The organism is Rufibacter hautae (assembly GCF_008271695.1).
In the GTDB taxonomy this organism is placed as follows: Bacteria; Bacteroidota; Bacteroidia; order Cytophagales; family Hymenobacteraceae; genus Nibribacter; species Nibribacter hautae.
In genome coordinates this window covers 211,353-236,545 of sequence record NZ_VKKY01000001.1, presented here as the reverse complement: position 1 = coordinate 236,545, position 25,193 = coordinate 211,353, and the positions used below count along the sequence as shown (strand labels likewise).

Here is a 25,193-nt window from a genome sequence, read left to right as displayed (position 1 = left end):
TTATAAAATAATTAGCCAATAATTTATAAATGCTAAAATGGCTGGTTATTAGGGGTTTAAATGGCTAGAAAATGGATTAAAATAGAGGGTGTGTTTAGTAGTGAAGAGAAAGTTTTTAGGGCTGGTAAAAAATAATCCAAACGTAACTTATCATCCAATGCTTATGGTTACTTTTGTTTCCGGTTCCGGACATCAATATCGGCTGTTTATTAACACATTATATCAACTCTTTCTTCCTCCATTCTTTCAAATAGTTCTATTTTATGATTAAACCTTTACAAAAATTAACTTTTCTGCTAATTGCACTCTGCTGCCTGGGAAGTGGTGGAAGTGCTTTTGGGCAAGTCAATTTGAATGCGACGGCCTATAGCCAGAACTTCAATGACTTAGTAAATGGAATGCCAGCTGGGTGGGAATTTACCCGCTATGCAGGAACAGGTACAGCTGCGCTCACTTTGGGAGTAACAGATGGAGGCACTAATTCAGGAGGCGTTTATAGTGTAGGAAGCCCTGCGGCTGAAGACAGAGCACTCGGCTCCCTAGCCTCAGGTGGAGCGATCCCTGTTTTTGGGGTGAAATTCAAAAACAACTCCGGAAATGAATCAACCGGACTCCGGATTGCCGCTACCATGGAACAATGGAGAAGTGGAAGCAGCGCCACAGTTTTGGAAAAAACGGTTTTTGAATACAGTCTGGATGCTACCAGTTTAACCACCGGAACCTGGCTTTCCGTCGAAAGCCTGGACCTGGTTGAAAAATTAACGTCAACCACTGCGGCTGCGGCTGTAAACGGCAATGAAGCTGCTAATAAAACAGCTATCAATGGCGATGTCATGACAACCCTTGCTCCTGATGCGGTTATCTGGATCAGATGGAGAGATTCAGACGCTTCTGGAAGTGATGGGTTGTACGCCGTGGATGACCTTACGGTGCAACTGTTAACAGTAGATAACACCCCACCAACCTTAACCTCTTTTACCCCGGCCAACGGCGCCACCAACGTAGGCACCAACACTGACTTCGTTCTGACTTTCAGTGAGCCAGTAGTTACTGGAACAGGCAAAGTGGGCCTTACCTCTAATGGCGAACCCATCTCAAAATTCACCTCTGATGCAGATGTGGAGTACGCAGGTTCCAAAGTGACCATCAAAAACACAGCCCTTCAGCCTAACACCAATTACACGGCTTTTATTGAGAACACGGCCTTCAAAGATGCAGCCGGTAATTTCTACGCCGGATTGTCTGGCTCTACCTGGACCTTCACCACGGCCGCAGCCGCTACGCCGGTGCTTTCTTCAACGGTGGCTTCCATCGCGTTCCCGGCAACGGCCTTGAACAAAAGCGTGACCAGATCATATGACCTTTCTGCCACAGACCTTACCGGCGATGTGACGGTAACGGTGACGGGGCCTTATGTCCTCTCTAAAACCGATGGTGCTTTTGCTTCTACGCCTTTGGTGTTCACCAAAGAAGAACTGGCCACCGCTCAGAAAGTGTACGTGCGCTTCACGCCGACTGCATTAGGATCTAACACCGGCTCCATCAGCCAGACTTCTGCCGGTGCGCAGACGGTTAACATTAACCTGTCTGGTTTAGGGGTTGATCCTTACAACCAGAACTTCAATGACCCGGCTTTCTTGACCAACAGCGGCTGGATGCAGGTCAGCGTGGCCGGCGCGCAGGTGTGGGCCAGCACCAACTTTGGGCGCGACTGCCTCACGGGTTGCAACGCCTCTACCGTGAACAAAGCAGCCCAGATCAACGGATTTGTGGGTGGTGCCAGCGTACCGAACGAAGATTGGTTGATCTCTCCGCAATTGGATCTGGCTTCCTTCACCAACACCCCGGTGCTAGAATTCTGGACTATCTCCGCTTTTGCCGGAAACCAACTGAAACTGATGTACTCCTCTGACTACACCGGTACCGGTAACCCAACTGCTGCCACTTGGACTGAGGTGCCGGGCGTGTTCCCTGCCTCTAACAGCAACCTTTGGACCCTGTCACAGGGAATTGAATTGCCCAAGACAGCCAAATACGTGGCTTTTGTCTATACCTCCACAGAAAGCGGCGCTTCTCGCTGGACCGTTGATGATTTCAAGATTCAGGATGTAAGCAGCTACAACACCATTCCTTCCCAAGCTTTGGTATTTGGGGAAACAGCGGTTGGAGCCAAGTCTGCGGCGCAGTCTGTTAACTTCAGAGCGGTAGGGTACGGCAACATCACGGTAACCGCCTCGGCTGGTTTTGAGGTGTCGATGGACAATGGGAACGCTTTCGCTTCTTCCGTGACCATCCCCGAAGCTGAAGCTGCGGCCGCTGCTGGCAAAACCGTGCAAGTGCGCTTTGCGCCAACCGCCAAACAACTGAAAGTAGAGGGAACCTTAACCTTCGCCGGAACTGGTTTAGAAACCAAAACCATCCAGCTGTCTGGATCCTCTTACCTTAAATCAGAAACCTTTGACGTAGCTACCTACAACATGGAGTTCTTCGGGAACGGTACCAAAATCGCGGGCAATTACGGCCCTGCCGATGCCGACCTGCAGATCAGAAATGCCACTACCGTGGTGCAGACCCTGAACGCCGACATCATCGGGATTGAGGAAATCAGCGATGAGGCCTCTTTGGAAGCGTTGGTGACCAACTTGCCAGGCACCTACGGTAAGCAGCTTTCGCCGGTGTATTCGTACTCCATCAAGCCAAATTCCTCTACCACACCTTTCCCGGCCCAGAAAATAGGCTTCATCTACAACACCGCTACTACCACTCCGATTGGTTTCAGAGTGATGTTTGAAGGCCTGTACAGACAAGCCGTGGCCGGTACCACTACCCTGATTGATGACGATTTCTGGTCATCGGGCAGATTGCCGTACATGGGTACTTTTGACGTGACGGTAAACGGTATCACCAAACGCGTAAGAGTGATTGACATCCACGCCAAATCCGGCTCAGCTAACACCGACTTTAACCGCCGTGTGGCAGATTTGAGAGTGCTGAAAGATTCTATGGATGCGCACTACGCCAATGACAACGTGATCTTGCTGGGAGACTTCAACGACAACGTGGTAGGCTCTATCAACGATGGTGGCGTTTCTTCCTACAACGCGTTCGTGACCGATGTTGCCCGTTACAAGGCGCTTACCCAGACGTTGGCCCAGAACGGTGGCTTCTCTTTCCCAAGCTCCAACAGCTTCCTGGACCACATCATCGTCTCTAATGAGCTCACCGATGAGTACCTGGAGAATTCCATCACCGTGGAAGACCCAAGAAGCTACGTGACCAATTACTCCAACACTACCTCAGACCACTTGCCGGTGTCAGCCCGTTTCGCTTTCACCACCAGTGATCCGCTGAGCGTGAAAGGTGATGTGAAAGGTAGATTCACCGTGTCACCAAACCCAACCACCGGGGCAATTGCCTTGCGTTTGCCAGAGGGAGTAGCCAAAGAGAAACTATCTGTTACGGTGTACAGCCTGCGCGGTGAGGTTCTTTTGCAAGCGGCTGGTTCAGAGCAAACCCTCAACAACTTGCTATCGCAGAAAATAGGCGCGGCGGCTGCTGGCATGTACCTGTTGAAAGTCCAGGCGGGTAACCAGTCTTACCAAACTAGAATCATCAAGAAATAAGCACATCCACCTTCCTGGAAAGCCTGCCGGACCTTCTCCGGCAGGCTTTTTTTATGCCGATATATTCTTTACATTTCAATTTGTATCCGTCCGTTTAGAGGCCATTTTGGCCAAAACTCCGCTAAAACAACATGAAAAAAGGCGTCTCTTATTCCCTCATTTTTATATGGTTTCTCTGGCAGGTGGTGGGCTGCAAACCCGCTGATAAGCCTGTTTCTTCTTTGCCTGCCCAACAAGGCACCACGGGCCAGAAGGGTATGGTGGTGAGTGCCCATCCCGAGGCTTCTCGCATTGGTCTGGAGATTCTGCAGAAGGGCGGCAACGCCTTTGACGCAGCAGTGGCTACCGGCTTTGCGTTGGCCGTGTCTTTCCCGGTGGCAGGCAATATTGGCGGCGGCGGATTTCTGGTGTACCGAAAACAGGACGGTGAGGTAGGTTCCCTGGACTACCGCGAGAAAGCTCCCCAGGCTGCCTCTCGCGACATGTACTTGGATGCCCAAGGTAACGTAGTCCCCGATGCCAGTACCTTAGGCCATTTGGCTGTGGGGGTGCCCGGCGCGGTAGACGGCATGGTAGCCATGCATCAGAAATTGGGCAGCCTGCCCTGGGCCCAGGTAGTACAACCGGCCATTGACTTGGCCCGCAAGGGAGTGGTTCTCACGGAGCGCGAAGCCAACATGCTCAACGGAGCGAAGGAGAGCTTTGTCAAGGCGAATAAATTCACGCCCATGGTGGTGCGGACCACGCCCTGGCAGAAAGGCGAGGTGCTTTACCTGCCGGAACTGGCCAGCACCCTGGAGCGCATCCGCGACAAAGGCCGGGCCGGGTTCTATGAAGGCGAAACCGCCGATCTGCTGGTAAAGGAAATGAAAAGGGGAGGTGGACTTATCTCGCACCAAGACCTAAAGGACTACCATTCCGTTTGGCGGGAGGCTATTACGGGTTCTTACCGCGGGTACAAAGTGATTTCCATGCCTCCGCCCTCTAGCGGCGGTATCGCGTTGTTGCAACTCCTGAAGATGATGGAGCCCTATAACCTACAGCAATGGGGCTGGCAGCAGCCCAATACCGTGCACGTCATGACCGAGGCCCAGCGCCGGGTGTACGCTGACCGCGCCACCTACCTGGGTGACCCTGATTTTGTGAAAGTGCCCGTGGCCGATCTGCTAAACTCCTCTTACCTGAAAAACCGGTTGACCAATCTGGACATGGAGCACGCTACTTCCTCTACTCAGGTAATGGCCGGTACATTGCAGCCCCATGAAAGTGACCAGACCACCCATTATTCCATCGTGGATCAGTGGGGGAACGCCGCCTCCATCACTACCACCCTCAACGGGGGCTACGGCTCTAAAGTAGTGGTGGAAGGTGCCGGCTTCATCCTCAACAACGAGATGGACGATTTCAGTGCCAAGCCCGGCGTGCCCAATATGTTCGGGTTGATTGGGGGAGAGGCCAACGCCATTGCTCCGGGTAAACGCATGTTAAGTTCTATGACGCCCACCATTCTGGAGAAAGACGGCAAACTGTTCATGGTGGTAGGAACCCCCGGCGGGTCCACCATCATCACGTCGGTTTTCCAGGCCATTTTAAACGTGGTAGACCACGGCATGGGCATGCAGCAGGCCGTGGCTGCCCCGCGCTTCCATCACCAATGGTTACCGGACAGAATAGAACCCGAGGCCTCTGCCTTGTCGCCTAAGGTAAGGGAAGAACTCCAGAAGAGAGGACACACCCTGCAGAACAGACCTAACTACGGCGCCGTGGACGGCATTCTAAAACTGAAGAACGGTCTTTGGGAAGGTGGCGCAGACCCTAGGGGAGATGATACCGCAATGGGCTATTAATCCATAGAATGTAAGGATTAACGGCAGTTGCTTAGGGTAACGCTAAAGGCATTCATCGGTTTTTGTTCATTTCTAGTAAAACAGGCCTAAAACAAGACCACGGTTTCCAGATGTAGGAAAATCGTGGTCTTGTTTTAGGCCTGTTTTCTTGAAAAAGTATCTATTTCGCTTTTTCGCGATGAGGGTGTAGCAGATAGAAACTGTCTCAGGATAGTAGTAGGTTCAGGCTTTTTCTAGCCTTGCCAGCCAAGAATATTTAAAAAATTTATTGGGCAAAAATGGCTTATTTTGCTTAGAGAGCCGACTATTAAATAAATATTAATAATTCTTAATATATAAGGTTGCAATTTTATGAACTTAAATTTGCGGTAAGAAGTTGTCTCTACATCAAACGGAAATACACAAAACACGAGTACCTATCGTCAACCTCTACCTTTTGCGCAATTAATTTAAATTTTCTCTATTACCCTTAGACAATGAATCTGAAGCAAATTGTTGTTTTCAGCTTGCTACTGCTGGCTGCTACCGTTTCTAAGGCCCAGGTTACTCCGCAACGTATGGTGATCCCGCGCCTTTACCAACAGAATTATTTTTACCTGAACCCGGCCTTTGCAGGCTCTGAGGGAAAAAGAGAGTTCGGCATGAATGGTCACCTCAACTCCATCAACAGGTCAGCCTCCTCGGCGCCGCTTTCTGTCATTGCCCATTACCAGGGATACATTAACAGTGAGAACCCGAACGGGATTGGAGTTGTGGCGGTCTATGACCAGTTTGGACCGTACTGGTTAGGTAAACTGGGTTTCAGCTACGCCAAACGTTTTAGGTTAGGGGAGCAGAGCAGTTTAGCCTTCGGAGCCCAGTTAGCGGCCGAGTACTTTAACGTGGACTTGGCGGAGAAAACACGCAACGAAGAGAAGAAGATGGTAGGCCATGACAACGACCTTCGGCCCGATGTGGACGCAGGTGTCTGGTTGAAAGTGCGCAACTTCTATGCCGGCGCTACCTTTGCCAGTCTGCTGGCGCCTACCTATAACCTGGTGGGCGATGCTGAACACGAGGGCATCAGAGAATTGCTGGTGACAGCGGGTTACAAAATCGCCTTTGCCCCTGAATTCAGCCTTACGCCGTCGTTCTTCATGAACCAACCGCTGAAAGACGGAGAGCAGGAGTATCAGTTCGGGACCGTGGCCAATGTGAAGTTCCTGACTGCCGGCGTGAACTATCGCGGTCAGTTTGACAAAACCGCCCCGTGGAATGTGAGTGCCGGTATTAACCTCAAAGACAACGTCCATTTTATGACCTCGTTTGACCTGACCAAGGAAAGCACCGGGGTTGCCAAACCCGATCCACAGGTAGAAGCGAACCTTCGCATTCGGTTCTAATATTCAGATACAGCACCAAAGAAAAGGGCTTGCCACACACGGCAAGCCCTTTTCTTTGGTGCTTACTTCAGGCAAAATTCACCAGAACAACCCTTTTTAAAAGCCGGGAGTAGAAGGAGAAACTATCCTCTTCTTGTATGGACCTCTCCTATATCCTGAACGAACTTGGCGAAGACCGGGCGGCGTACTTCAATGCCGTGGCTCCTCCCATCATCCAGACCAGCAACTTTGCCTGCAGAACCGTAGATGAAATGCGCTATATGCTGCAGCATGAGTTTGAGGTGGACTTCTATACCCGGGGCAATAACCCTACAGTGGACATGCTGGAGAAGAAGATTGCCGCGCTGGAAGGAACCGAACACGCCATCGCGTTTGGGAGCGGCATTGCGGCTGTAGTGGCGGCGGTACTTTCGCAGGTAAAGGCGGGTGACCACGTGGTCTGCATCAAGAAACCCTACACCTGGACAAACAAACTCATGCGTCATTTCCTGCCCCGTTTCGGGGTGGAGGTCACCATGGTGGACGGCACCGATGCCCGCAACTTTGCCGAGGCCAGCAAGGAGAACACCGTCCTGTACTACCTGGAAAGCCCCAACTCCTTTACCTTTGAACTACAGGACATTGCCCAGGTTGCGGCATATGCCAAAGAGCGGAACATCTGCACGGTCATTGACAACAGCTTTGCGTCACCGCTGTTCCAGAACCCCGCGGCCATGGGCGTGGACCTGGTGGTACATTCGGCTACCAAATACATAGGCGGCCACAGCGATGTCATGGGCGGCGTAGTTTGCGGGAACCGGCAGCGCATCAACCAGATTTTCAGTGCCGAGTACATGACCCTGGGGGCTGTTTTGTCGCCGCATGATGCGTGGCTTCTGCTGCGCGGCCTGCGTACGCTGCCACTGCGCATGGACCGCATCGCCAAGACCACCCGCCAGGTAGTGGCCTACCTGCAGCAAAGGGATGAAGTGGCTGAAATTTTATGGCCTTTCCTGCCCGAGCATCCGCAGTACAAACTGGCCAAGAAACAGATGCGCAACAACACTGGGCAGTTCACCATCAAACTGAACACCAATCAAATCAAAGAGGTGGATAGGTTCTGTGACAGCCTGCAGCATTTCTTGATGGCAGCCTCCTGGGGCGGGCATGAGTCGTTGATCTACCCAGCGGCCGCCGCTCACAATGAAGGTAATTACCGGTCCTCGCTGCCTTTCACCTTAATCAGGTTTTACATTGGCCTGGAAGACCCAGAGTACCTGATCAAAGACCTGGAACAGGCCTTTGCGAAGATGAAAGGCTAAGTTGTTTTAGGGCTTCTTTTCAGAAAAGGGCGTAAAAAAGGCCGTTACTTCAGCAACGGCCCTTTTTAGAAGGTTGATATCTGATTCTATTATAACCCGTCTTTCAGGATAGAAACGGCTTCCTGAATGTACAGGTCTTTCTTGGCATTACGGGTGAAGGCAGAGAAGCGGGCCGAGGCAGCGGTATCACCGGCTAATTTGGTCACGTCGGGTCTCAGGCCAGCCACATCTAGCTGCGGGATGTTCTTGCGCAGGTTCTCCAGTTTCTTAGACTCTTCCTGGGTGCGGCGCTCTTCGGCTAAGTACGTGCTCAGTTTCAGAGAACGGGTAGACACCTCGGTCCGGTCTTTCAGGCGCATGGCGCTCTGGTTGATCAAGGAGAACGTTGGGCTGGCGGCCACTCTGGCTTTAGAGGAGGCTTTCAGCTTATCGATGGAGAAGTTAGGGCTGTTCCAGGTGTTGAACTTAGCCGACTGAATCTCATCAAATGGAAGCGCATATTCCTGCTCTTTCTCACCGTATTTCAGGTAGGTATAAGTGTCTGGCAGCACGATGTCTGGGGTTACGCCGCGCAACTGCACGGTTTTACCACTGATGCGGTAGTACTTCTGGGTAGTCAGTTTCAGGTGACCCAAAGGTTTCACGGCGTCAAAAGAAGCTGGCAGTACCTGGTCAAGGTCGAAGAACTGCTGCACGGTGCCTTTGCCGTAGGTAGAGCTACCCACAATCACCCCGCGCTTGTAGTCCTGGATGGCAGCGGCCATGATCTCAGACGCTGAGGCGCTGTTCTCGTTCACCAACACCACCAACGGACCGTTGAACTGTACCTGCGGGTCTCTGTCTTCCAGCACCGCGGCCGGACCGTTCGCTGATTTCACCTGTACCACCGGACCAGACTTGATGAAAAGACCCACCATGTCCACTACATCCTGCAGGGAACCACCACCATTGTTTCTAAGGTCCAGGATGATACCCTGGGCGTTTTCCTGCTTCAGTTTCTGGATCTCCTCGGCCACGTCTTTGCCCGAGTTACGGCCACCGGCGTTTTTGAAGTCGGCGTAGAAAGCAGGCAAGTGGATGTACCCGATAGGCTTAGCGCCTTTGATGATCAATGACTTCGCATAGCCTTCCTCGCGTACCACCACGTCTCTGGTGATAGGGATCACCTTCATGGTACCGTCAACTTTCTTCACGTGCAGACGAACCTCGGTGCCTTTTTTACCTCTGATCAAGGTAACGGCTTTGTCAATGCGCATGCCGGAGATATCTACCGGTTGCTGGTTGCCTTGGGCCACTTTCAAGATCACATCGCCGGGCTTCAGCTCACCTTGCAGGTAAGAAGGGCTACCCGGTGTAATCTCAGAAACTTTAATTAACCCGTCTTTTTCCTGCAGCAAGGCCCCGATGCCTTCCAAACGTCCGGAGAACTCATAGTCAAAGTCCTCTTTCTCTTTAGGAGCATAGTACTCAGTATGCGGGTCATAGATGTTGGCGAAGGAGTTCAGGTAAGAAGAACGGTAATCTTCGTTCTCTAACTGGCCCATTCGCTTGAACAGATCGTCGTAGTTGTCTTTGAGTTTTTTACGGGCATCGGCCTCAATCTCAGGCATGGTTTTCTTGGCTTCCTTAGAACCCGCAGAGTCAGCTTTCTGCTGGCTGTCCAGGGCATCGGCCACTCTTATCAACGCCTGGTATTTGAGGTACTTGCGCCACTCTTCCTTGAGGGCGGCAGGGGAGGAGGCAAACTTCAGTTTCTCTGGTTTTACCTCAATGGTCTCCTCTTTCTCAAACTCAAAAGGCTTGTCCAGAATCTCTTTGTAATAGCCTTCGGCCTCTTTGAGCCTTTTCTGGAAAACGCTCATGGAAAGGTCGAAGAACTTGAAAGAGCCGTTCTTGAACTCATCGTCCAGCTGGGTCTGGTATGCCCGCAGTTGGTCTACGTCTGACTGCAGCAAGAACTTTTTATTATAGTCCAGGCGCTCCAGGTAGAGGTTAAAGGCCTTTTTTGAAAATTCGTCGTCTAAACGCTCAGGCTTGTAGTGCGCCGAGCTTAAACCCTGCATCAGCACTTTGGTGAGCACTTCGTTTTTCTGATCACGGGCGGCGCCATCCGTCTCCAGCAGTCGGTAGGAGGCAATACCAAACACCACTGAGGCGGCAGTACCGTAGGCGACCAGCTTAGTCTTTAATGAAAACATATGTTGTCTCTAGTAATGTCTGTTAGAATATAAACAAAAGTAGTGCCTGTTTTTGCGGGTGCATTACTTATCGTTAAACGTAGGCAAGTGCCAGAAAGGTGTGAACGTTCTTAGATTATTTGCCAAAGAATTGCAAGTAAGCAGAACGTGGCAGTAGTTGTTCTTTTTAGCGCTCTTTATTTTTAACATCAGGAACCTAGGTTTTGTTTCTCCCTGATTCTCAAAGTAGAACAAAATAGGCCATTTTCTATATTTTATTCTGAAGGCTACCTATGGAAACGGACGGGCGGCGGCATCATGAGGGAAATGACACCCAAACTACCAACCAAACGCCAACCACATGGAAACGAACCACGCTTACGCCGCCACCTTGGATGACATGATTTTTGAAGGCCGCAACAAAGCCTACGGTGCCTATGTCTTACGCAAACTGTATAACCAGCACATCAGCCAGGCAGTTCTTTACGCCATCGCGCTTTCCCTGATCTTTTTCTCCGCACCGTTCCTGGCAAATAAGCTTTTAAAGAAAGCTGCCGTGGTAGCTAATCAATCAGAGAAGAAGGAAGAAGGGAAATGGGTAGATATCAAATTTCCGCCAGTGGAAGAGATTAAGGAGATGAAAGGGGTACAACCCGCCGCCTCTAAATCCACCGGACCTACTGTGAAGAATACCACCCCCAAAATAGTAGAGGACACAAAGCCGGTAACCGATGAAATCCCCACCCAGGAACAGCTCCAGACCGCCAGCTCCGGGTTGGTGACCTCAGAAGGAAATGGTGACGGCAACCTGAACAACCCGGAAATAGGTGCCGGTACCGGAACCGGACCAGCCGATGGTAACGGTTTAGAAGCTGCTCCGGTAGAACAGGCAATTTTTATGAGCGTGGAGCAAATGCCCGAGTTTGCGGGTGGCCTGCCTAAGTTAATGGAGTTCATAGGCAAGAACCTCCGCTACCCTAGAGCGGCCCAGACCAGTGGCATAGAAGGCACCGTGGTGGTGAGTTTTGTGGTGGGGGCCACTGGCGACATCACCGATGTGCAGGTGCTCAAAGGCTTAGGCTACGGCACCGAGGAAGAAGCCATGCGGGTGGTGCAAAAGTTACCTCGCTGGAAACCCGGTTACCAGAACGGAAGAACCGTACCTGTACGCATGACGCTGCCCATCAGATTGGAGTTGAAATAAAGCTTGTTAATGGAAAGTAATCCTAATTATAAAAGGGTTTCTATTTAGGGGCCATTTTCGGTAAAACGGCCCCTAAATAGAAACCCTTTTAAGTTGTTGAATTCAGGATGGTATTTAAACCAAAAAGCCCCGGCTCTTAAATAGAACCGGGGCTTTTTATATAGTTATTTCTACTGATTAACGGTAGATGTGCTCACCGCGGTTGGTGCGCCAGTCGTTCTCAAAATAATCGGCATCCTCAGCGTTGCGAGGAGTTACACCCATTACAATATTTCCTTCCTTGATGCCTGACTCGTACACTTTGGCACGTTCCTCAGGAATACCAGAGCCTACTAGGGCGCCCAGTAAACCACCTGTCAGACCACCGGCTCCGGCACCGGCCAGACCAGCTGCCAACGGACCGGCAATCACCAAGCCAAGACCTGGAAGCGCGATAGAAGTACCAATAGCGGCAATAGCGCCTACAATAGCACCCAAAGTACCACCAATGGCAGAACCGGCACCAGCACCTTCCAAGGCTTTGCTGCCCAGTTCAGTTGTGTTGTCATCGCTGTCAGAGAAGTGACGCTTGCGGGCATCATCGCTCATGATCACGTTGATATCGTCTCTGTTGTAGCCGCGGCTATGTAAAGAATTGTAAGCGCGTTCTGCACTTTCTCTGTCTTTGAACATACCCGTCAACATACCAGAATTGTGCGTGTTACCAGTGCGATTTTCCATAGTTTTTTGCTTAATATTTAGTAGATGTAACATAGTGGTAATTACTAGGCCAGTCACGAAACTGACAACTGGCAATTAGATTAAGCTTAACGGAAACAATACGTATTAGTTACATCTACCCGCCGGATTGAAAACAGAAACGCCCGTGCTAGGCACAGGCGTTTCTAGGGTATTTTCAGAAAATCGGGGTTTAAATAAAAGGCGCAGGGATCAATTATAAACCTTTACCATGTACACAAAATCCTGCAGTTTCTTCAGCTGCTGCGGGCGCGGGGTGCCGGCCAGATTGTTCACCTTAGGCAGGGAAATAGGCTTTGGCAAACGGTGCTCTGGCAGTTGGTCCAGCAGGGTGAGCAGGTAAGCAGACTTCACCGCGAAGGCAGCGCCGTCAACGCCCAGCATCTTGCCGCTGATCACGCCAATCATGTTGCCGCGGTCATCCAGCAGCGGTCCGCCGCTGTTTCCCGGGTTCAACGGAATGGAGATCTGGTAAGAGGCCGTATCGCCGTACACCCCTGATTTGGAGCTCAGTGTACCCTCTCCGAACACTACGTCTTCTCTGGGGAAACCCAGGGTAAACACGCGCTCGCCCAGCTCGCTTTCCTTCTGTTTGAAGGAGTAAGGCAGCTTCCCGAAACCGGTAAACGAGGTGTCGGTCACGCGCAGCAGGGCCAGGTCACGCACCTGGTCTGAGTAAATCTCCTCCACCTTCAGCTTGGTGCCGTTCTTGTTCTCAATCATGAGCGAATCGGCGCCTTCAATCACGTGGTAACTGGTCACGAAATACCCGTCTGAGGTGAGCACGAAACCAGTGCCTGAGAACTGACCCGGATTCAGGGTGCTGGCCTTTGGCGTAACAGGGTTCGTGTTCAAGAGGGCATTCTGTTTCCGCTTGAGGTCATCTACCTCGCGGCGCAGCTCCACGTAACGGGCCGTCTGCTGCTTCGTAGCGGAACGCCACATCTCCATTCCCAACAAACTGCTGAACACCGTGACAATGGCCACAGTAGCGGCTACGCCCATGGTGGCGGCATAGCGGCGCATGAAAACCTGCACGGGCGTGCGGCGCTTGAGCACCGGCGGGGTGGTCTCTTTCTGGTTTTCCTGCTGCCAGGCTTGGTGGTGCTGGTTCAGTCGGTCGCGCAGCGATTTCTGCCGGCCGTGGTTCTGTAAGGCTGCGGTAAACAGTTCCACTTCCCGTACCCGCTGCGCGAATATCGGGTCCGCGGCCATGCGTTCCTCCAGCGCACGGCGCTCTGAGGAGGTCACCTGGTGCTGGTGGTACCGTTCAATCAATTCCAATAATTCCCTCTCACTCATATATAGATATGCATCCGGTGCCGGATGTCTGTTTTTACGCGTTTCCTCTTCTAAGAAGGAACCTGATAGTCCAGGAAGAACAGTTTCTTCAGGCGCATCAGGCACTTGTACTTCTGGTTCTTGGCCGAGTCTACGTTGGTGTAGCCAAACTTCTCGGTGATCTCGGCCATGCCCATGCTTCGGATGTAGAAATCCTCCAGCAGGGTTTTGCAGGGCTCGCCCAATTGGCCCAGGGCGTTGCCCATGGCCTCAAACTTCAGTTCGTTCTGCTCGGCCTGCTCGGCATAGGCGTCTACGTGGGGGGCCAGTTCAGACTCGGTGTCTTCAATCATACCATGGCTAAACCGGCTGCTTCTTGACAGCCTTTTCAGCCAAAGACGGCGGCAGATAGAATAGAGGTAGGTTTTGATCTGGCAGTTCAGTTCCAGTTGCCCGGCCTTGATCTTCTCATAGAAGACGATGACCGCCTCCTGAAAAATGTCCTTGGCGTCATCCTCCGTCCCGCTGTTGCTCTGGACAAAGAACAGGACCATGGAGAAGTACAGTTTGTATAACCTACTCAGTGCCGCATCATCGTCTTGAAGAATCCCTTCTATTATGGCCGCATCGGTCACTAGCGCCTTACTAATCATGCTTGTCAATTAATACAGTTTCAGTCATTTAGTAACCCACAGAAAAAAAATAAAATTTTTTTGAAAAAGGTGGGTTACCTCCCGGGGGGTGGTGGTATTAAGGTTGAAATTAACGCTAAAACCCTTTAAAAAAAATTACGATGAAAAAGGTATTTTCTCTTGCCCTAGTTGCTGGTATGTTCGTTTTCGCTTCTTGCGAGTCTAAGTCTGCTGAAGGAACTGAAGGTACTACTGGTACTGAAGCTACTTCTACTGACGCTGCTGCCACTGAAGGTGCTACTGACGCAACTACTACTGGTACTACAACTGACACTACTGCCGCTGGTACAACTACTGGTACTACTGCTGGTACTGACACTGCTGCTACCACTACTGGTGCAACAACTGCTCAGTAATTAGTGGTGTGCGTAGGCACACCTTCTGATTAGAACAAGTTAAAAGCGTCTCATACGGTTTGCGTAAGAGACGCTTTTACTTTTTAGGTGAGTGCATAAAAAAAGCGTTTCGGGCCCATTTCATAGAAATCGGGCCCGAAACGCTTTTTTTATGGGTTAGGCTCTGCGCTTGCGGCGTTCCAGTTCTTTCTTCACCAAAGAGAACTCGCGGCTGCTTTGGCCGGCAATGGCGGTGTTTTCGTCTGCGCGGCGCAGCAGGTACGGCATTACGGCCTCCACGGGGCCGTAGGGTACGTACTTGGCCACGTTGTACCCGGCGTGCGCCAGGTTGTAGGAGAGGTTATCGCTCATGCCCAGCAACTGCGCAAAATAGATGCGCTCGTCATTGGGCTCCAGGTTGAACTCATCCATCATCTCCATAAGGTGGTAGCAGCTTTGCTCATTGTGGGTGCCGGCGCAGATGGCAATGCGGTCAATGTGCTCCAGGCAGAACCGCAGCGACTCGTCATACAGCGCATCGGTGGCTTGTTTGGTAGGGTTGATGGGGTTAGTAAGGCCTTGCTGCTGGGCCACGCGTCCTTCTTTCTCCATGTAAGCACCACGTACCAGTTTGCCGCCCAGGTAATAGCCCTCGCGCTTAGCCCGCTCATAGTCGCGCTTGATCACATCCAGGCGGTCATGGCGGTAGAGTTGGTAGGTGTTGTAGACGATGGGGCGCTCCTGGTTGTAGAGTTCCATCATCTCGTAGCAGAGTTGGTCAATGGTTTCCTGCATCCAGCTTTCCTCGGCGTCAATGAACACGCGCACGCCGCGCTCAAACGCACGCTGACAGATGGCTTTCACCCGGCTCCGCACCCGCCCGAAGGCCGCTTTCTCGTGGTTGTTGAGTTCCTGGCCGGTTTGGGCTTTGGCCAGCAGGGTAGAATCTGCCACGCCGGTCACCTTGAAAACGCTGAAGGGAATGTGGGTAGACGAGGCCGCCATCTCAATGGTAGCGATGATTTCCTGCACCGTGTGGTCAAAGCTGGCCTCGTTGCTCTCGCCCTCTACCGAGTAATCTAGAATGGTGCCGATGCCGGAGCGGCCCAGCTTCTCAATGGTGGGTTTGCATTCTTGGATGGTCTCGCCGCCGCAGAACTGCTCAAAAATGCTTTTCTTGATGAGGAACTTCACCGGCAGGTTCCAGCTCAGCGCCTTTTTCATGAGGCCTCCGCCCATTTTCACCATGGAGTTGTTGTTCATGGCCGCAAACAGGAGGTAGGTTTTATAGAGTTCTGCATCAGATTTATCAGCGAACGCAATGGCGGTATCTTCAAAAGAAACTTTTAGTGCAGGAGTCATAGATTATGTGCTACATTTAAGCTGTACAAAGATAACGTAAAAACGGTTGTTAGTTGTTTTTTAGGCGATTTGCGAAAACCGCCTCTGAACCGCTACCCTGTAACGCGTGCATTTGGCCATGGAACGGAAAAAAGAAAACAATTATTTTCACCAGCTGAGCAAGCTGCGCCGCCGACCCTTGGTAATCGCCGGTCCGTGCAGCGCCGAAACCCGGGGACAGGTCATGGAGACGGCCCGTCAATTGAAAGACCTGCAGGTAGATATCTTCAGGGCCGGCGTCTGGAAACCCCGCTCCAAGCCGGGTACCTTTGAGGGCGTGGGCACCGAGGGCATGAAGTGGCTGCAGGAGGTGCGGCAGGAGTACGGCATGCCCGTGGCCACCGAGGTAGCCCGGCCCCACCACATTGAAACCGCCCTCAAACACAACATAGACGTGCTCTGGATAGGCGCCCGCACCACCGTGAACCCGTTTGCGGTGCAGGAACTCGCCGAGGCCCTGCGCGGAACCCACTTACCGGTAATGGTCAAGAACCCCGTGAGCCCCGATCTCAGCCTTTGGGCCGGTGCGGTGGAGCGGCTCTGGGGGGCGGGTCTTCAGGATGTAGCCGCCATTCACCGCGGTTTTTCCTCCTATGAGGTGAGCCAATACCGCAATGTGCCGCTCTGGCAAATTCCCATCCAACTGAAAGGCCTGTACCCAGATTTGCCGGTGGTAGTAGACCCCAGCCATATTGGGGGCAAGCCCGATCTGATTCTGCCCATCTCCCAGGCCGGGCTGGACCTGAACTTTGACGGGGTCATGATTGAGACGCACCTTAACCCCACGGAAGCCCTCTCAGACGCTGACCAGCAGATCACCCCCGAGGCTTTGGGAGATATCCTGGCTAAACTGCAGGTGCGTAGCTTGCCTGATGCCGCTTTCATCAGCCGTACCGAGGAATTGCGCCAGAAGATTGACCGCGCCGACCGTGAGATCATTGAGGCCCTGGCCCGCCGCATGCGGCTGGTGGAGAAAATAGGGGAGGACAAGCGAGAGAACAACATTGCCGTGCTGCAGCCGGAGCGCTGGCAAAGCATCTTCGAGACCCGGAAAGAGTGGGCCCGCCAGATGGAGATCAACCCGACCTTCGCCGCTGAGCTGTATGAACTCATCCATCTGGAGTCCATCAGGGTGCAGACCGAGATTGTGGAGAAGAATTTCCCGGCTTCTTAGGGACGTTTCACCTGGCAGGCACTACCTTGCAACCCAGAGAATGGCATTTGTAAGGTTTTCCTTTGATTCTCCCCAGACATTCCCTTTTTTAGGGGACTATCCGGTTTAGCAGCCATTTTTAGGAAAACTGCTGCTAAACACATTAAACAGAACTACATTGACCGAAGAGATTTTCATAGGCCCTGAGGCCATGGGGCAACTCAAAGAGTTGTTGCAGAACCGGGCTTTCAAGAAGACGGTGGTGCTGGTAGACGAGAACACCCATCGGCACTGCTATCCGCTCCTGAAGTCCTTTCTGCCGGAAAACCATCACGTGGTTCAGATCCATAGCGGCGAGGAGCACAAGAACCTGGCCACCTGCGAGCACGTGTGGCGCGAACTCACCGACCAGAACCTGGACCGCTGGAGTTTGCTCGTGAACCTGGGTGGCGGCGTGCTTACTGATTTGGGCGGCTTCTGCGCCAGCCTGTACAAGCGCGGCATTAGGTTCGTGAACGTGCCTACCACGCTCCTGTCGCAGGTAGACGCCAGCGTGGGCGGCAAGACCGGCATTGACTTTATGGGTTTCAAAAACCACATTGGGGTATTCCAGGAGCCGCTGGCGGTGCTCGTGAACCCGGTTTTCCTGCAGACCCTGGACATGCGGCAGATGAAATCGGGCTACGCCGAGATCATCAAGCACTGGCTCATCATGGACGCCGATAAGTTCTACGAGCAGCGCTACATTGGCCTGTTCACCGAGGACTGGACTGATCTGATCAAACACTCCATTGACATCAAGTCACGCGTGGTCACCGCCGATCCGCTGGAGAACGGCCTGCGCAAGATCCTTAACTTCGGGCACACCATCGGCCATGCCGTGGAGAGTTTTTACCTGGAGAAGCCCGGCCAGACGCTGCTACACGGGGAGGCCATCGCCGTAGGCATGTTGTGCGAAGCCTGGCTCTCTACCCAGAAAGGGCTCTTGCCGAAGGAGGAACTGGAGCAGATGGAGACGTTTATCATGTCTATTTATGAAAAGGTGTCCATTCCGCAAGCCGATGTTCAGGCCATCAGCCACCTTTGCCTGCACGATAAAAAGAACGACGGCGCCACCATCAACTGCACCTTGCTGCAGAAGATAGGGGAGGCCGTCTATGATAAACCTATTACACTACCAGAGGTACAGAGTGCCTTGCGCTATTACCAATTACTATGATTTCAGCTGCTGCCGTGCGCGTATCGCACCCCACGGGCGTGTTGCGCGGACGCGTGACCTTGCCGGCCTCCAAAAGCGAGGCCAACCGCGCCCTCATCATCCGGGCTTTGTCCGGGAAAGATTTTTCCATCCATAACCTGTCTGACGCGAATGATACCCAGCTCCTGAACCGCCTGCTCTCCACGCCCGCCGGTGCGGAGGTGAGCGCCGAGGATGCCGGAACCGTCATGCGTTTCCTGACGGCCTATTACGCCGCTACCGGCCAGAAGCTAACCTTGACCGGCACTCCGCGCATGTGCCAGCGGCCTATTGGCGTGCTGGTAGACGCGCTTCGGCAGTTGGGGGCCCAGATAGAGTATCTGGGCGAGGAAGGCTATCCGCCGCTGCAGATGAACGGGTTTGAGTTTTCCGGCACTAATCAGTTGTCTATCCGCTCAGACATCAGCAGCCAGTACATCTCGGCGCTGCTCATGATCGCGCCGCTGTTACCCCAGGGCCTGGAACTGACCCTGGAGGGGAAAATAAGCTCGGAGCCTTACATTAGAATGACTTTGGCGCAGATGGCACATTTTGGCGTGCAGGCCACCTTTGAAGACCAGCGAATATCCGTAGGCAAACAAGAATACCAAGCCAAAGAGTACACCGTAGAGTCTGACTGGAGCGCAGCCAGTTACTGGTACAGCATGGCGGCGTTGGCCCAGGAGGCCGATCTTTTCCTGCCCGCGCTCCGCGCCGATTCTCTGCAAGGCGACAGTGTGTTGCCGTCTTTGATGGCGCCTTTCGGTGTGCAGACCGCTTTCACCCAGGAGGGCGTTCAATTGACGAAACAGGCTGTGCAGGAACCATTGACCCAGATTGATTTCTTCGCCTGCCCGGACCTGGCCCAAACCGTGGCCGCTCTGGCTGCTGGATTGGGGGTGGAAGTGGAGATGACCGGCCTGGAAAGCCTTAGAATAAAGGAAACCGACCGAATTGCGGCCTTGCAGTTTGAGTTGGTGAAACTGGGAGCAGAGCTGCGCGAGATTGCCCCAGACGTTTTCAAGGTGTTTCTGATAAACAGACCCCAAACCGAAGCTACCATTCATACCTACGAAGACCACCGCATGGCCATGGCCTTCGCGCCGCTGGCCTTGAAGGGGCCGCTGGTCATAGAAGAGCCGCGCGTGGTACGCAAATCCTACCCAAGGTACTGGGAGGAGCTGCAAAAAGCCGGCTTTACCGTGGAAGAAGCTCAATAAATAGTTGAAGAGTACGGAAGGAAGCCTTTTGCCTTAAGCAGAAGGCTTCTTTTTTGCCTGCTTTCTAGGGTAAATGAAGCTGTTAAAAAGTAGTGTATCAGGCTACTGCATCTATTTTGGGGCTGGTTTTAGTAAATCTCCTCAAAAACGTTATACAGGAAAGAATCTTTGTAATATAGCTTAAATTATAAATAAAATGTAAAAGATTAGCAGGTGTTTAGTTGTATTTTTTGAATGAACTATCTGTAATATAGATGAAATTTGATAGTTGGTTATGAACTTTTACAACATACGCCATTGGGGTGCGTTTAAAGAGGACAACAGGTAGAAGTACTAAAAAATACGAATATGAAAAATCTCAATGTTTGGATGCTTGCTTCATTGTTCTCTATGGGCAGTATGACATTGGTTTCTTGCAATAAAGTAGATAAAGAAGCCTCCGCCGCAGACCATAAAAAAGTAGAACAGTTCCTCAAGCAGGCCGCCACTACTGATAACTTTCAGTTGATGGCCGGGATGATGGCAGAAGACCAAAGCAAAAAAGGAGAAGTAGGTGCCTTGGGCCAGAAGATTTACCACGTGCACTCCCGGACAACTCCTGTGCTGGCCGAAATAGCCAAAAAGAAAGCCATAGAATTGCCGGCCCAAATGGGTAGCGAAAAAAAGGCGCTGGTAGATAGCCTGGAAACCAAAAAAGGTGAAGAGTTTGACCAGACCTTCGCGAATCTGGAGGTAGAAGCCCATGAAGAGGCTATTGCCTTCTATGAGAAAGCCGACAAAGAAGTAAATGACCCAGATGTGCAGCAGTTCATTGACCAGATCTTACCGGTCTTGAAAGAGCACTTGGCTGAGGCCCAGGAACTGAAAAACGCTGTGGCCCAGGTTGATAAATCCACTAAACCCTAAGTAAGAATTTGTCTAGTAAGGAAAAGCCCTTTGCAACATGCAAAGGGCTTTTTTTATGCCTGGTTTTTGATAAAGCAGATGATTCTGGAGGCCTTAGGAGGAGGAAACTTCCTCTATCAAACCCTGCAGGTAAGGAACAGAGTGCAAGAGCCGACTTCCGTACCAACTGAATAATTCGCCGTCCACCACCATCACGTGGGCATCGGGGCAAATGGCTTTGAATTCGACGATGTGCTTTTCTTTGAAGGGATAGGGCTCAGAGGAAAGCAGTATCAGTTTGGGGTTCGCCTCCTGCAGTTGTGCCGGAGTCACTTCTGGGTACCTGGCCAAATGCCCCAGCACGTTCTCAAATCCGCATCGCGCCAATAGGTGGTCAATAAAGTTCTGGTTCCCGATGCCCATGTACGGGTTCCGCCAGATGAAATAGGCCGTAGGCACGGGTGGGACTGCTGGCATCAGAGACGCAAACTGCTGCCTTAATTGCTGCACCAGTTCGGTTGCCTGAGCCGCTGTGTCGGTCACCTGCCCAATGCCCGCCATCATCTCAAAAGCATCTTCCAAGGTGTAGATATCACTCATCCAAACCGGGTATTTCTCCTGCAGCCGTTTAATCCCTTCCTGGTAGTTTTCCTCTTTGTTTCCGATGATCAGGTCTGGTTCCAGTTGGTCAATGGCTTCAAAATGGAAGTTCTTGGTACCTCCGATTTTCTTTTTCTGCTTTACCTGCTCTTGGGGGTGGATGCAGAATTTGGTGACACCTACCACGCGGTCTCCCAAACCCAGATGAAACAGCAACTCGGTTTGGGAAGGCACCAAAGACACAATCCGGCGGGGCGGCTGCGGCAACTGGAGGCGGTGGTTCATCTGGTCGGTGAAAAGCAAGGGATTTGGGGTAAAGGTGAAAGGAAAAGGAATTGGTAAACTATGGCCTTTGCTGTTTTGATGAGGTCTTTAGTGAAACATTTACCTGTTGTAGAAAGAGACATCGGTTTTAGCCTTGTTTTTAAAAAGTAGCCATAAATCAGGAGTTCATTCTGCTGCGTGTCTTTTAGTTCCTGAGCCTTTAGCGCCACTCATGGTCAAGCAGGGCATAGACGTAAGAATCGCACCAGTGGCCTTTAATGAAGATATTCTCCCGGAAATGGGCCTCGCGGCGCATGCCCAGTTTTTCCATGATGCGGTAAGAGCCAATGTTACGCGGGTCACAGTCGGCCCAGATGCGGTGAAGTTGCAGGTCGTCAAACCCGAAGTGTATCATCGCGCTGGCGGCCTCGGTGGTGTAGCCTTTGTTCCAGTAGGTCTGGTTTAAGATGTACCACAACACGGCTTCCTCGGCATCGTAGTCTACCTTCATGCCCACGCGGCCAATGAGCATATTGGTGGTACGGAGCACAATGGCCAGGTCAAACAGCGTGCGGGGTTCCTCTTTGGCCTCCTCCAGGCACTGCTGGATGTACTCCTGGCTTTCACGGCTGGAGCGCACCTCGCTGGTCTGGAACCGCATGACCTCCTCGTTGGATTCGTACAGATTGGTGAAATGCCAGTCATCCTGCTTGAATTCGCGCAGCAAAAGCCGGGGGGTGTGTATTTGCATGATGGGGCAAAAGATTATGCCCGTGAAGATAGATAATAAACTGGATTTCAGGTGCGGCAAAATTTGCCTTGGTGATAAGGAAATCAGGGACCTGTTTTTAGCCTCTTTTCCTAGAATCGGCACTAAAACAAAAAGCCCTGTGGGTTTGTAGATCCCACAGGGCTTTTCCTTTTATCCGTTTTTGGGCCTCTTTTTAGAAAATCAGGCCTAAAAAGGATCTATTTCAAGTACCGGAAATCGTGGTCGCTTTGCAGCTGGGTCAGGAAATGGTAGAACAGGTTGATGATGCTGTCTACGTCGTCTTTGTGCACGGTTTCTACGGTGGTGTGCATGTATTTCAATGGCAACGAAATGAGGGCCGAGGCTACGCCTTCAGAAGAGTAGGCGAAAGCATCGGTGTCTGTGCCGGTGGCGCGGGTAGCGGCGGCGCGCTGGAACGGAATCTCGTTTTTCTGGGCTACCTCAATGAGCATGTCCAGCAGGTTGTTCTGTACGGCCGGGCCATAGGTCAATACCGGTCCTTTGCCGCAGTGCAGGTCTCCGTTGGTTTTCTTCTCATACCCTTGTGACTGCGTATCGTGGGTCACGTCGGTGATGATGGCCAGGTCTGGCTTGATGCGGTGGGCGATCATCTCGGCGCCGCGCAGGCCAATCTCTTCCTGCACCGCGTTTACGATGTATAATCCAAAAGGAAGCTTTGTTCCGTTCTCCTTCAGCATACGGGCTACTTCGGCAATCATGAATCCCCCGATCCTGTTGTCCAAAGCCCGGCCCACGTAGAACTTGTCGTTCATCACCCAGAACTCATCGTCAAAGGTGACCACGCAGCCTACATGGATGCCCATATCTTCCACCTCCTGCTTGTTGGCGGCGCCGCAGTCTAGGAAGATGGTTTCTACGGTAGGGGCTTTGTCCTGGTCTGGCTTGCGCACATGGATGGCCGGGTACCCGAACACCGCTTTCACCATTCCTTTTCTGGTATGGATGTTCACCCGCTTGGAAGGCGCGATCACGGCATCGGAACCGCCGTTGCGGCGCACGTAGATGTAGCCTTCCGGCGTAATGTAGTTCACAAACCAGGCAATCTCATCGGCGTGGGCCTCAATGACCACCTTGTACTTTGCCTCAGGGTTGATCACGCCCACCACCGTGCCGTACGTATCCACGAAGTACTCGTCAATGTAGGGCTTGATGTAGTCTAACCACAGTTTTTGGCCCGAGGACTCAAAGCCGGTGGGTGCAGCGTTGTTGAGGTAGGTTTGCAGGAATTCAAAGCTTTCTTCTCTCATAGCTTTCTGTTTAGGTGGAGCAAAGCACTCTCCAAGTGTTGTTTGTCAGTTGAAGTAGTAGATGGCTGGGGTGCTTTGTCATCACCAACCAAGGGCGCAATTAAATATTGAATGATAATTGGTGTATAGCAGTCATTGGAGCAGGGGGCTAAGATTCTTTGGCGAGATAAGCCAAAGTTTTAAACCTGCCTTCCGGCGGCTGTTTACAACGGAATATTCCCGTGTTTTTTCTTCGGTAACTGGTCTACTTTGTTTTCAAGCATTTTGAATGCTCTGATCAATTTGGCACGGGTCTCTGCAGGGTAGATCACCTCGTCTACGAAGCCGCGGTGCGCAGCCCGGTACGGCGTCGCAAACTTGGCTTGGTACTCGGCTACTTTCTCGGCTAATTTGGCTTCAGGGTCTTCAGCGGCGGCAATCTCACGCTTGAAGATAATCTCGGCGGCACCTTTGGCTCCCATTACGGCAATCTCGGCGGTAGGCCAGGCAAAGTTCAGGTCAGCGCCTATGTGCTTGGAGTTCATTACATCATACGCGCCGCCGTAAGCCTTACGGGTAATAACGGTTACACGGGGAACAGTGGCCTCGCAGAACGCATAAAGAAGTTTGGCTCCGTTGGTGATGATGCCGCGCCACTCCTGGTCAGTACCGGGCAGGAAGCCGGGCACATCTTCCAATACCAGCAACGGAATGTTGAAGGAATCGCAGAAACGCACGAAACGAGCGGCTTTTGTAGAAGCGTTGATGTCTAAAACACCTGCCAAAACGGCTGGTTGGTTCCCTACAATACCAATGCTGCGGCCGGCTAATCTTGCAAAGCCTACCACAATGTTCTCCCCAAAGTTCTTGTGCACCTCCAGGAAAGAGTCAGCGTCAATGATGCCTTCTATCACCTCACGGATGTCATAGGGTTGGTTGGGGTTCTCCGGCACGATGTTGTTCAGGACCTCGCGGGTTTCATCGGCTTTGGGTTCATACGGCAGGGAAGGAGGAAGCTCCTCACAGTTCTGCGGCATGTAGCTCAGCAACTGTTTGATGTTCTGGATGCAGACCACCTCGTTGGCACAGGAGAAATGGGTCACGCCGCTTTTGGTGCTATGGGTACTGGCGCCGCCTAGTTCCTCTGAGGTCACCGTCTCATGCGTCACGGTTTTCACCACGTTAGGGCCCGTCACGAACATGTAAGACGTGTCCTCTACCATGAGAATGAAATCCGTAATGGCCGGGGAGTAAACCGCTCCACCGGCGCAAGGTCCCATAATGCCGGATAGTTGCGGTACCACGCCAGAAGCCAGGGTGTTTTTGTAGAAGATATCGGCGTAGCCCCCTAAGGAAACCACCCCTTCCTGAATTCGGGCTCCGCCGGAGTCATTGAGGCCAATCACCGGTGCGCCGTTTTTCATGGCAAGGTCCATGATCTTCACAATCTTCTCTGCATGCGTCTCAGAAAGCGAGCCGCCAAAAACAGTGAAGTCCTGGGAGAAAACGTAAACCAGGCGGCCGTTCACGGTGCCGTAGCCCGTTACCACGCCGTCGCCTAAATAGTACTCTTTGTCTAGCCCGAAGTCTTTGGAACGGTGCATCACAAACTTGCCTATCTCCTCAAAGGAGCCTTCGTCTAAGAGCAGGTCTATGCGTTCACGGGCCGTGAGTTTGCCTTTTTTATGTTGGGCATCAATGCGCGCCTGGCCGCCGCCTAAGAGGGCTTCGGCATTTTTGCGGTCTAATGTCTCAAATTTGCTATTCAGGTTATTCTGGTCTGACATTGAAGCACTTTGGTGTTGGTACAAGAAATCAAATTTAGGAAAGAATA

General features: G+C 52.1%; 19 protein-coding genes. 10 read left to right on the top strand and 9 right to left on the bottom strand.

Features of this window, described 5'->3' with window-relative positions:
- The first annotated feature begins 572 nt into the window (after positions 1-572).
- The 4 genes from FOA19_RS00940 (at position 573) to FOA19_RS00925 (ending at position 8,153) form a co-directional block, all read left to right on the top strand.
- Positions 573-3,623, top strand: coding sequence for an Ig-like domain-containing protein (locus FOA19_RS00940; RefSeq protein WP_190300241.1), 3,051 nt, complete (start codon positions 573-575; stop codon positions 3,621-3,623).
- Between the two features lie 131 nt (positions 3,624-3,754).
- Positions 3,755-5,470: a gamma-glutamyltransferase gene (gene ggt / locus FOA19_RS00935; RefSeq protein ID WP_394344087.1), complete on the top strand. Its 1,716-nt coding sequence runs from the start codon at positions 3,755-3,757 to the stop codon at positions 5,468-5,470.
- Positions 5,471-5,946: 476 nt separating this feature from the next.
- On the top strand, positions 5,947-6,852 hold the full coding sequence (locus FOA19_RS00930) for a PorP/SprF family type IX secretion system membrane protein (protein ID WP_149088925.1): 906 nt from the start codon (positions 5,947-5,949) through the stop codon (positions 6,850-6,852).
- Positions 6,853-6,989: 137 nt separating this feature from the next.
- Positions 6,990-8,153 (top strand): trans-sulfuration enzyme family protein, encoded by a 1,164-nt coding sequence (locus FOA19_RS00925; RefSeq protein WP_149088924.1) that lies wholly within the window; start codon positions 6,990-6,992, stop codon positions 8,151-8,153.
- Between the two features lie 89 nt (positions 8,154-8,242).
- On the opposite strand, the gene FOA19_RS00920 is transcribed toward FOA19_RS00925, so the two are convergent.
- Positions 8,243-10,351, bottom strand: coding sequence for a carboxy terminal-processing peptidase (locus tag FOA19_RS00920; RefSeq protein ID WP_149088923.1), 2,109 nt, complete (start codon positions 10,349-10,351; stop codon positions 8,243-8,245).
- Between the two features lie 340 nt (positions 10,352-10,691).
- Between FOA19_RS00920 and FOA19_RS00915 the strand changes: the two genes are divergently transcribed.
- A complete protein-coding gene (locus tag FOA19_RS00915) occupies positions 10,692-11,534 on the top strand; it encodes an energy transducer TonB (protein WP_149088922.1) in 843 nt (280 codons plus the stop codon).
- A gap of 177 nt (positions 11,535-11,711) precedes the next feature.
- Here FOA19_RS00915 and FOA19_RS00910 read toward each other — a convergent pair whose 3' ends face one another.
- From FOA19_RS00910 to FOA19_RS00900, 3 genes are all read right to left on the bottom strand, one after another.
- Complete coding sequence (locus tag FOA19_RS00910; RefSeq protein WP_149088921.1) at positions 11,712-12,254, bottom strand: hypothetical protein; 543 nt, start codon at positions 12,252-12,254, stop codon at positions 11,712-11,714.
- Between the two features lie 210 nt (positions 12,255-12,464).
- Entirely contained in the window at positions 12,465-13,574 is a 1,110-nt protein-coding gene (locus FOA19_RS00905; protein WP_149088920.1) for a S1 family peptidase, read from the bottom strand.
- Positions 13,575-13,624: 50 nt separating this feature from the next.
- Positions 13,625-14,206 carry an RNA polymerase sigma factor gene (locus FOA19_RS00900; RefSeq protein WP_149088919.1) on the bottom strand — a complete coding sequence of 194 codons (582 nt, stop codon included), beginning with the start codon at positions 14,204-14,206 and terminating at the stop codon, positions 13,625-13,627.
- Between the two features lie 176 nt (positions 14,207-14,382).
- Here FOA19_RS00900 and FOA19_RS00895 point away from each other — a divergent pair, with 176 nt between their 5' ends.
- Entirely contained in the window at positions 14,383-14,601 is a 219-nt protein-coding gene (locus FOA19_RS00895) for a hypothetical protein (RefSeq protein ID WP_223808675.1), read from the top strand.
- A gap of 156 nt (positions 14,602-14,757) precedes the next feature.
- Here FOA19_RS00895 and FOA19_RS00890 read toward each other — a convergent pair whose 3' ends face one another.
- Positions 14,758-15,942, bottom strand: coding sequence for a proline dehydrogenase family protein (locus FOA19_RS00890; protein ID WP_149088917.1), 1,185 nt, complete (start codon positions 15,940-15,942; stop codon positions 14,758-14,760).
- A 118-nt stretch (positions 15,943-16,060) separates the two neighbouring features.
- Here FOA19_RS00890 and FOA19_RS00885 point away from each other — a divergent pair, with 118 nt between their 5' ends.
- The 4 genes from FOA19_RS00885 to FOA19_RS00870 all read left to right on the top strand — a co-directional run bounded on the left by FOA19_RS00885 (position 16,061) and on the right by FOA19_RS00870 (position 20,497).
- Positions 16,061-17,155, top strand: a complete 1,095-nt coding sequence (locus FOA19_RS00885) for a bifunctional 3-deoxy-7-phosphoheptulonate synthase/chorismate mutase type II (protein ID WP_149088916.1) — start codon at positions 16,061-16,063, stop codon at positions 17,153-17,155.
- Between the two features lie 157 nt (positions 17,156-17,312).
- The gene (gene aroB / locus FOA19_RS00880) at positions 17,313-18,353 is read left to right on the top strand and encodes a 3-dehydroquinate synthase (protein ID WP_149088915.1); all 1,041 of its coding nucleotides are present in this window, start codon (positions 17,313-17,315) and stop codon (positions 18,351-18,353) included.
- Positions 18,350-19,591, top strand: coding sequence for a 3-phosphoshikimate 1-carboxyvinyltransferase (locus FOA19_RS00875; RefSeq protein ID WP_149088914.1), 1,242 nt, complete (start codon positions 18,350-18,352; stop codon positions 19,589-19,591). Before aroB ends, FOA19_RS00875 begins: the two co-directional genes overlap by 4 nt.
- Positions 19,592-19,939: 348 nt before the next feature.
- Entirely contained in the window at positions 19,940-20,497 is a 558-nt protein-coding gene (locus FOA19_RS00870) for a DUF4142 domain-containing protein (RefSeq protein ID WP_149088913.1), read from the top strand.
- Positions 20,498-20,590: 93 nt separating this feature from the next.
- Here the strand turns inward: FOA19_RS00870 and FOA19_RS00865 are convergent, their stop codons facing one another.
- The 4 genes from FOA19_RS00865 to FOA19_RS00850 form a co-directional block, all read right to left on the bottom strand.
- Positions 20,591-21,379: a helical backbone metal receptor gene (locus tag FOA19_RS00865; protein ID WP_317132007.1), complete on the bottom strand. Its 789-nt coding sequence runs from the start codon at positions 21,377-21,379 to the stop codon at positions 20,591-20,593.
- 181 nt (positions 21,380-21,560) lie between these two features.
- Positions 21,561-22,091 carry a GNAT family N-acetyltransferase gene (locus tag FOA19_RS00860; RefSeq protein ID WP_149088912.1) on the bottom strand — a complete coding sequence of 177 codons (531 nt, stop codon included), beginning with the start codon at positions 22,089-22,091 and terminating at the stop codon, positions 21,561-21,563.
- Positions 22,092-22,309: 218 nt separating this feature from the next.
- Positions 22,310-23,380: a M42 family metallopeptidase gene (locus FOA19_RS00855; RefSeq protein ID WP_149088911.1), complete on the bottom strand. Its 1,071-nt coding sequence runs from the start codon at positions 23,378-23,380 to the stop codon at positions 22,310-22,312.
- 203 nt (positions 23,381-23,583) lie between these two features.
- Positions 23,584-25,146: an acyl-CoA carboxylase subunit beta gene (locus tag FOA19_RS00850; protein ID WP_149088910.1), complete on the bottom strand. Its 1,563-nt coding sequence runs from the start codon at positions 25,144-25,146 to the stop codon at positions 23,584-23,586.
- Positions 25,147-25,193 lie beyond the last annotated feature (47 nt).

Excerpts from the sequence above, each read along its gene's own strand:
- ggt (WP_394344087.1), top strand. The coding sequence starts at position 3,755 with ATGAAAAAAGGCGTCTCTTATTCCCTCATTTTTATATGGTTTCTCTGG.
- FOA19_RS00930 (WP_149088925.1), top strand. The coding sequence starts at position 5,947 with ATGAATCTGAAGCAAATTGTTGTTTTCAGCTTGCTACTGCTGGCTGCT.
- FOA19_RS00925 (WP_149088924.1), top strand. The coding sequence starts at position 6,990 with ATGGACCTCTCCTATATCCTGAACGAACTTGGCGAAGACCGGGCGGCG.
- FOA19_RS00920 (WP_149088923.1), bottom strand. The coding sequence starts at position 10,351 with ATGTTTTCATTAAAGACTAAGCTGGTCGCCTACGGTACTGCCGCCTCA.
- FOA19_RS00915 (WP_149088922.1), top strand. The coding sequence starts at position 10,692 with ATGGAAACGAACCACGCTTACGCCGCCACCTTGGATGACATGATTTTT.
- FOA19_RS00910 (WP_149088921.1), bottom strand. The coding sequence starts at position 12,254 with ATGGAAAATCGCACTGGTAACACGCACAATTCTGGTATGTTGACGGGT.
- FOA19_RS00905 (WP_149088920.1), bottom strand. The coding sequence starts at position 13,574 with ATGAGTGAGAGGGAATTATTGGAATTGATTGAACGGTACCACCAGCAC.
- FOA19_RS00900 (WP_149088919.1), bottom strand. The coding sequence starts at position 14,206 with ATGATTAGTAAGGCGCTAGTGACCGATGCGGCCATAATAGAAGGGATT.
- FOA19_RS00895 (WP_223808675.1), top strand. The coding sequence starts at position 14,383 with ATGTTCGTTTTCGCTTCTTGCGAGTCTAAGTCTGCTGAAGGAACTGAA.
- FOA19_RS00890 (WP_149088917.1), bottom strand. The coding sequence starts at position 15,942 with ATGACTCCTGCACTAAAAGTTTCTTTTGAAGATACCGCCATTGCGTTC.
- FOA19_RS00885 (WP_149088916.1), top strand. The coding sequence starts at position 16,061 with ATGGAACGGAAAAAAGAAAACAATTATTTTCACCAGCTGAGCAAGCTG.
- FOA19_RS00875 (WP_149088914.1), top strand. The coding sequence starts at position 18,350 with ATGATTTCAGCTGCTGCCGTGCGCGTATCGCACCCCACGGGCGTGTTG.
- FOA19_RS00870 (WP_149088913.1), top strand. The coding sequence starts at position 19,940 with ATGAAAAATCTCAATGTTTGGATGCTTGCTTCATTGTTCTCTATGGGC.
- FOA19_RS00860 (WP_149088912.1), bottom strand. The coding sequence starts at position 22,091 with ATGCAAATACACACCCCCCGGCTTTTGCTGCGCGAATTCAAGCAGGAT.
- FOA19_RS00855 (WP_149088911.1), bottom strand. The coding sequence starts at position 23,380 with ATGAGAGAAGAAAGCTTTGAATTCCTGCAAACCTACCTCAACAACGCT.
- FOA19_RS00850 (WP_149088910.1), bottom strand. The coding sequence starts at position 25,146 with ATGTCAGACCAGAATAACCTGAATAGCAAATTTGAGACATTAGACCGC.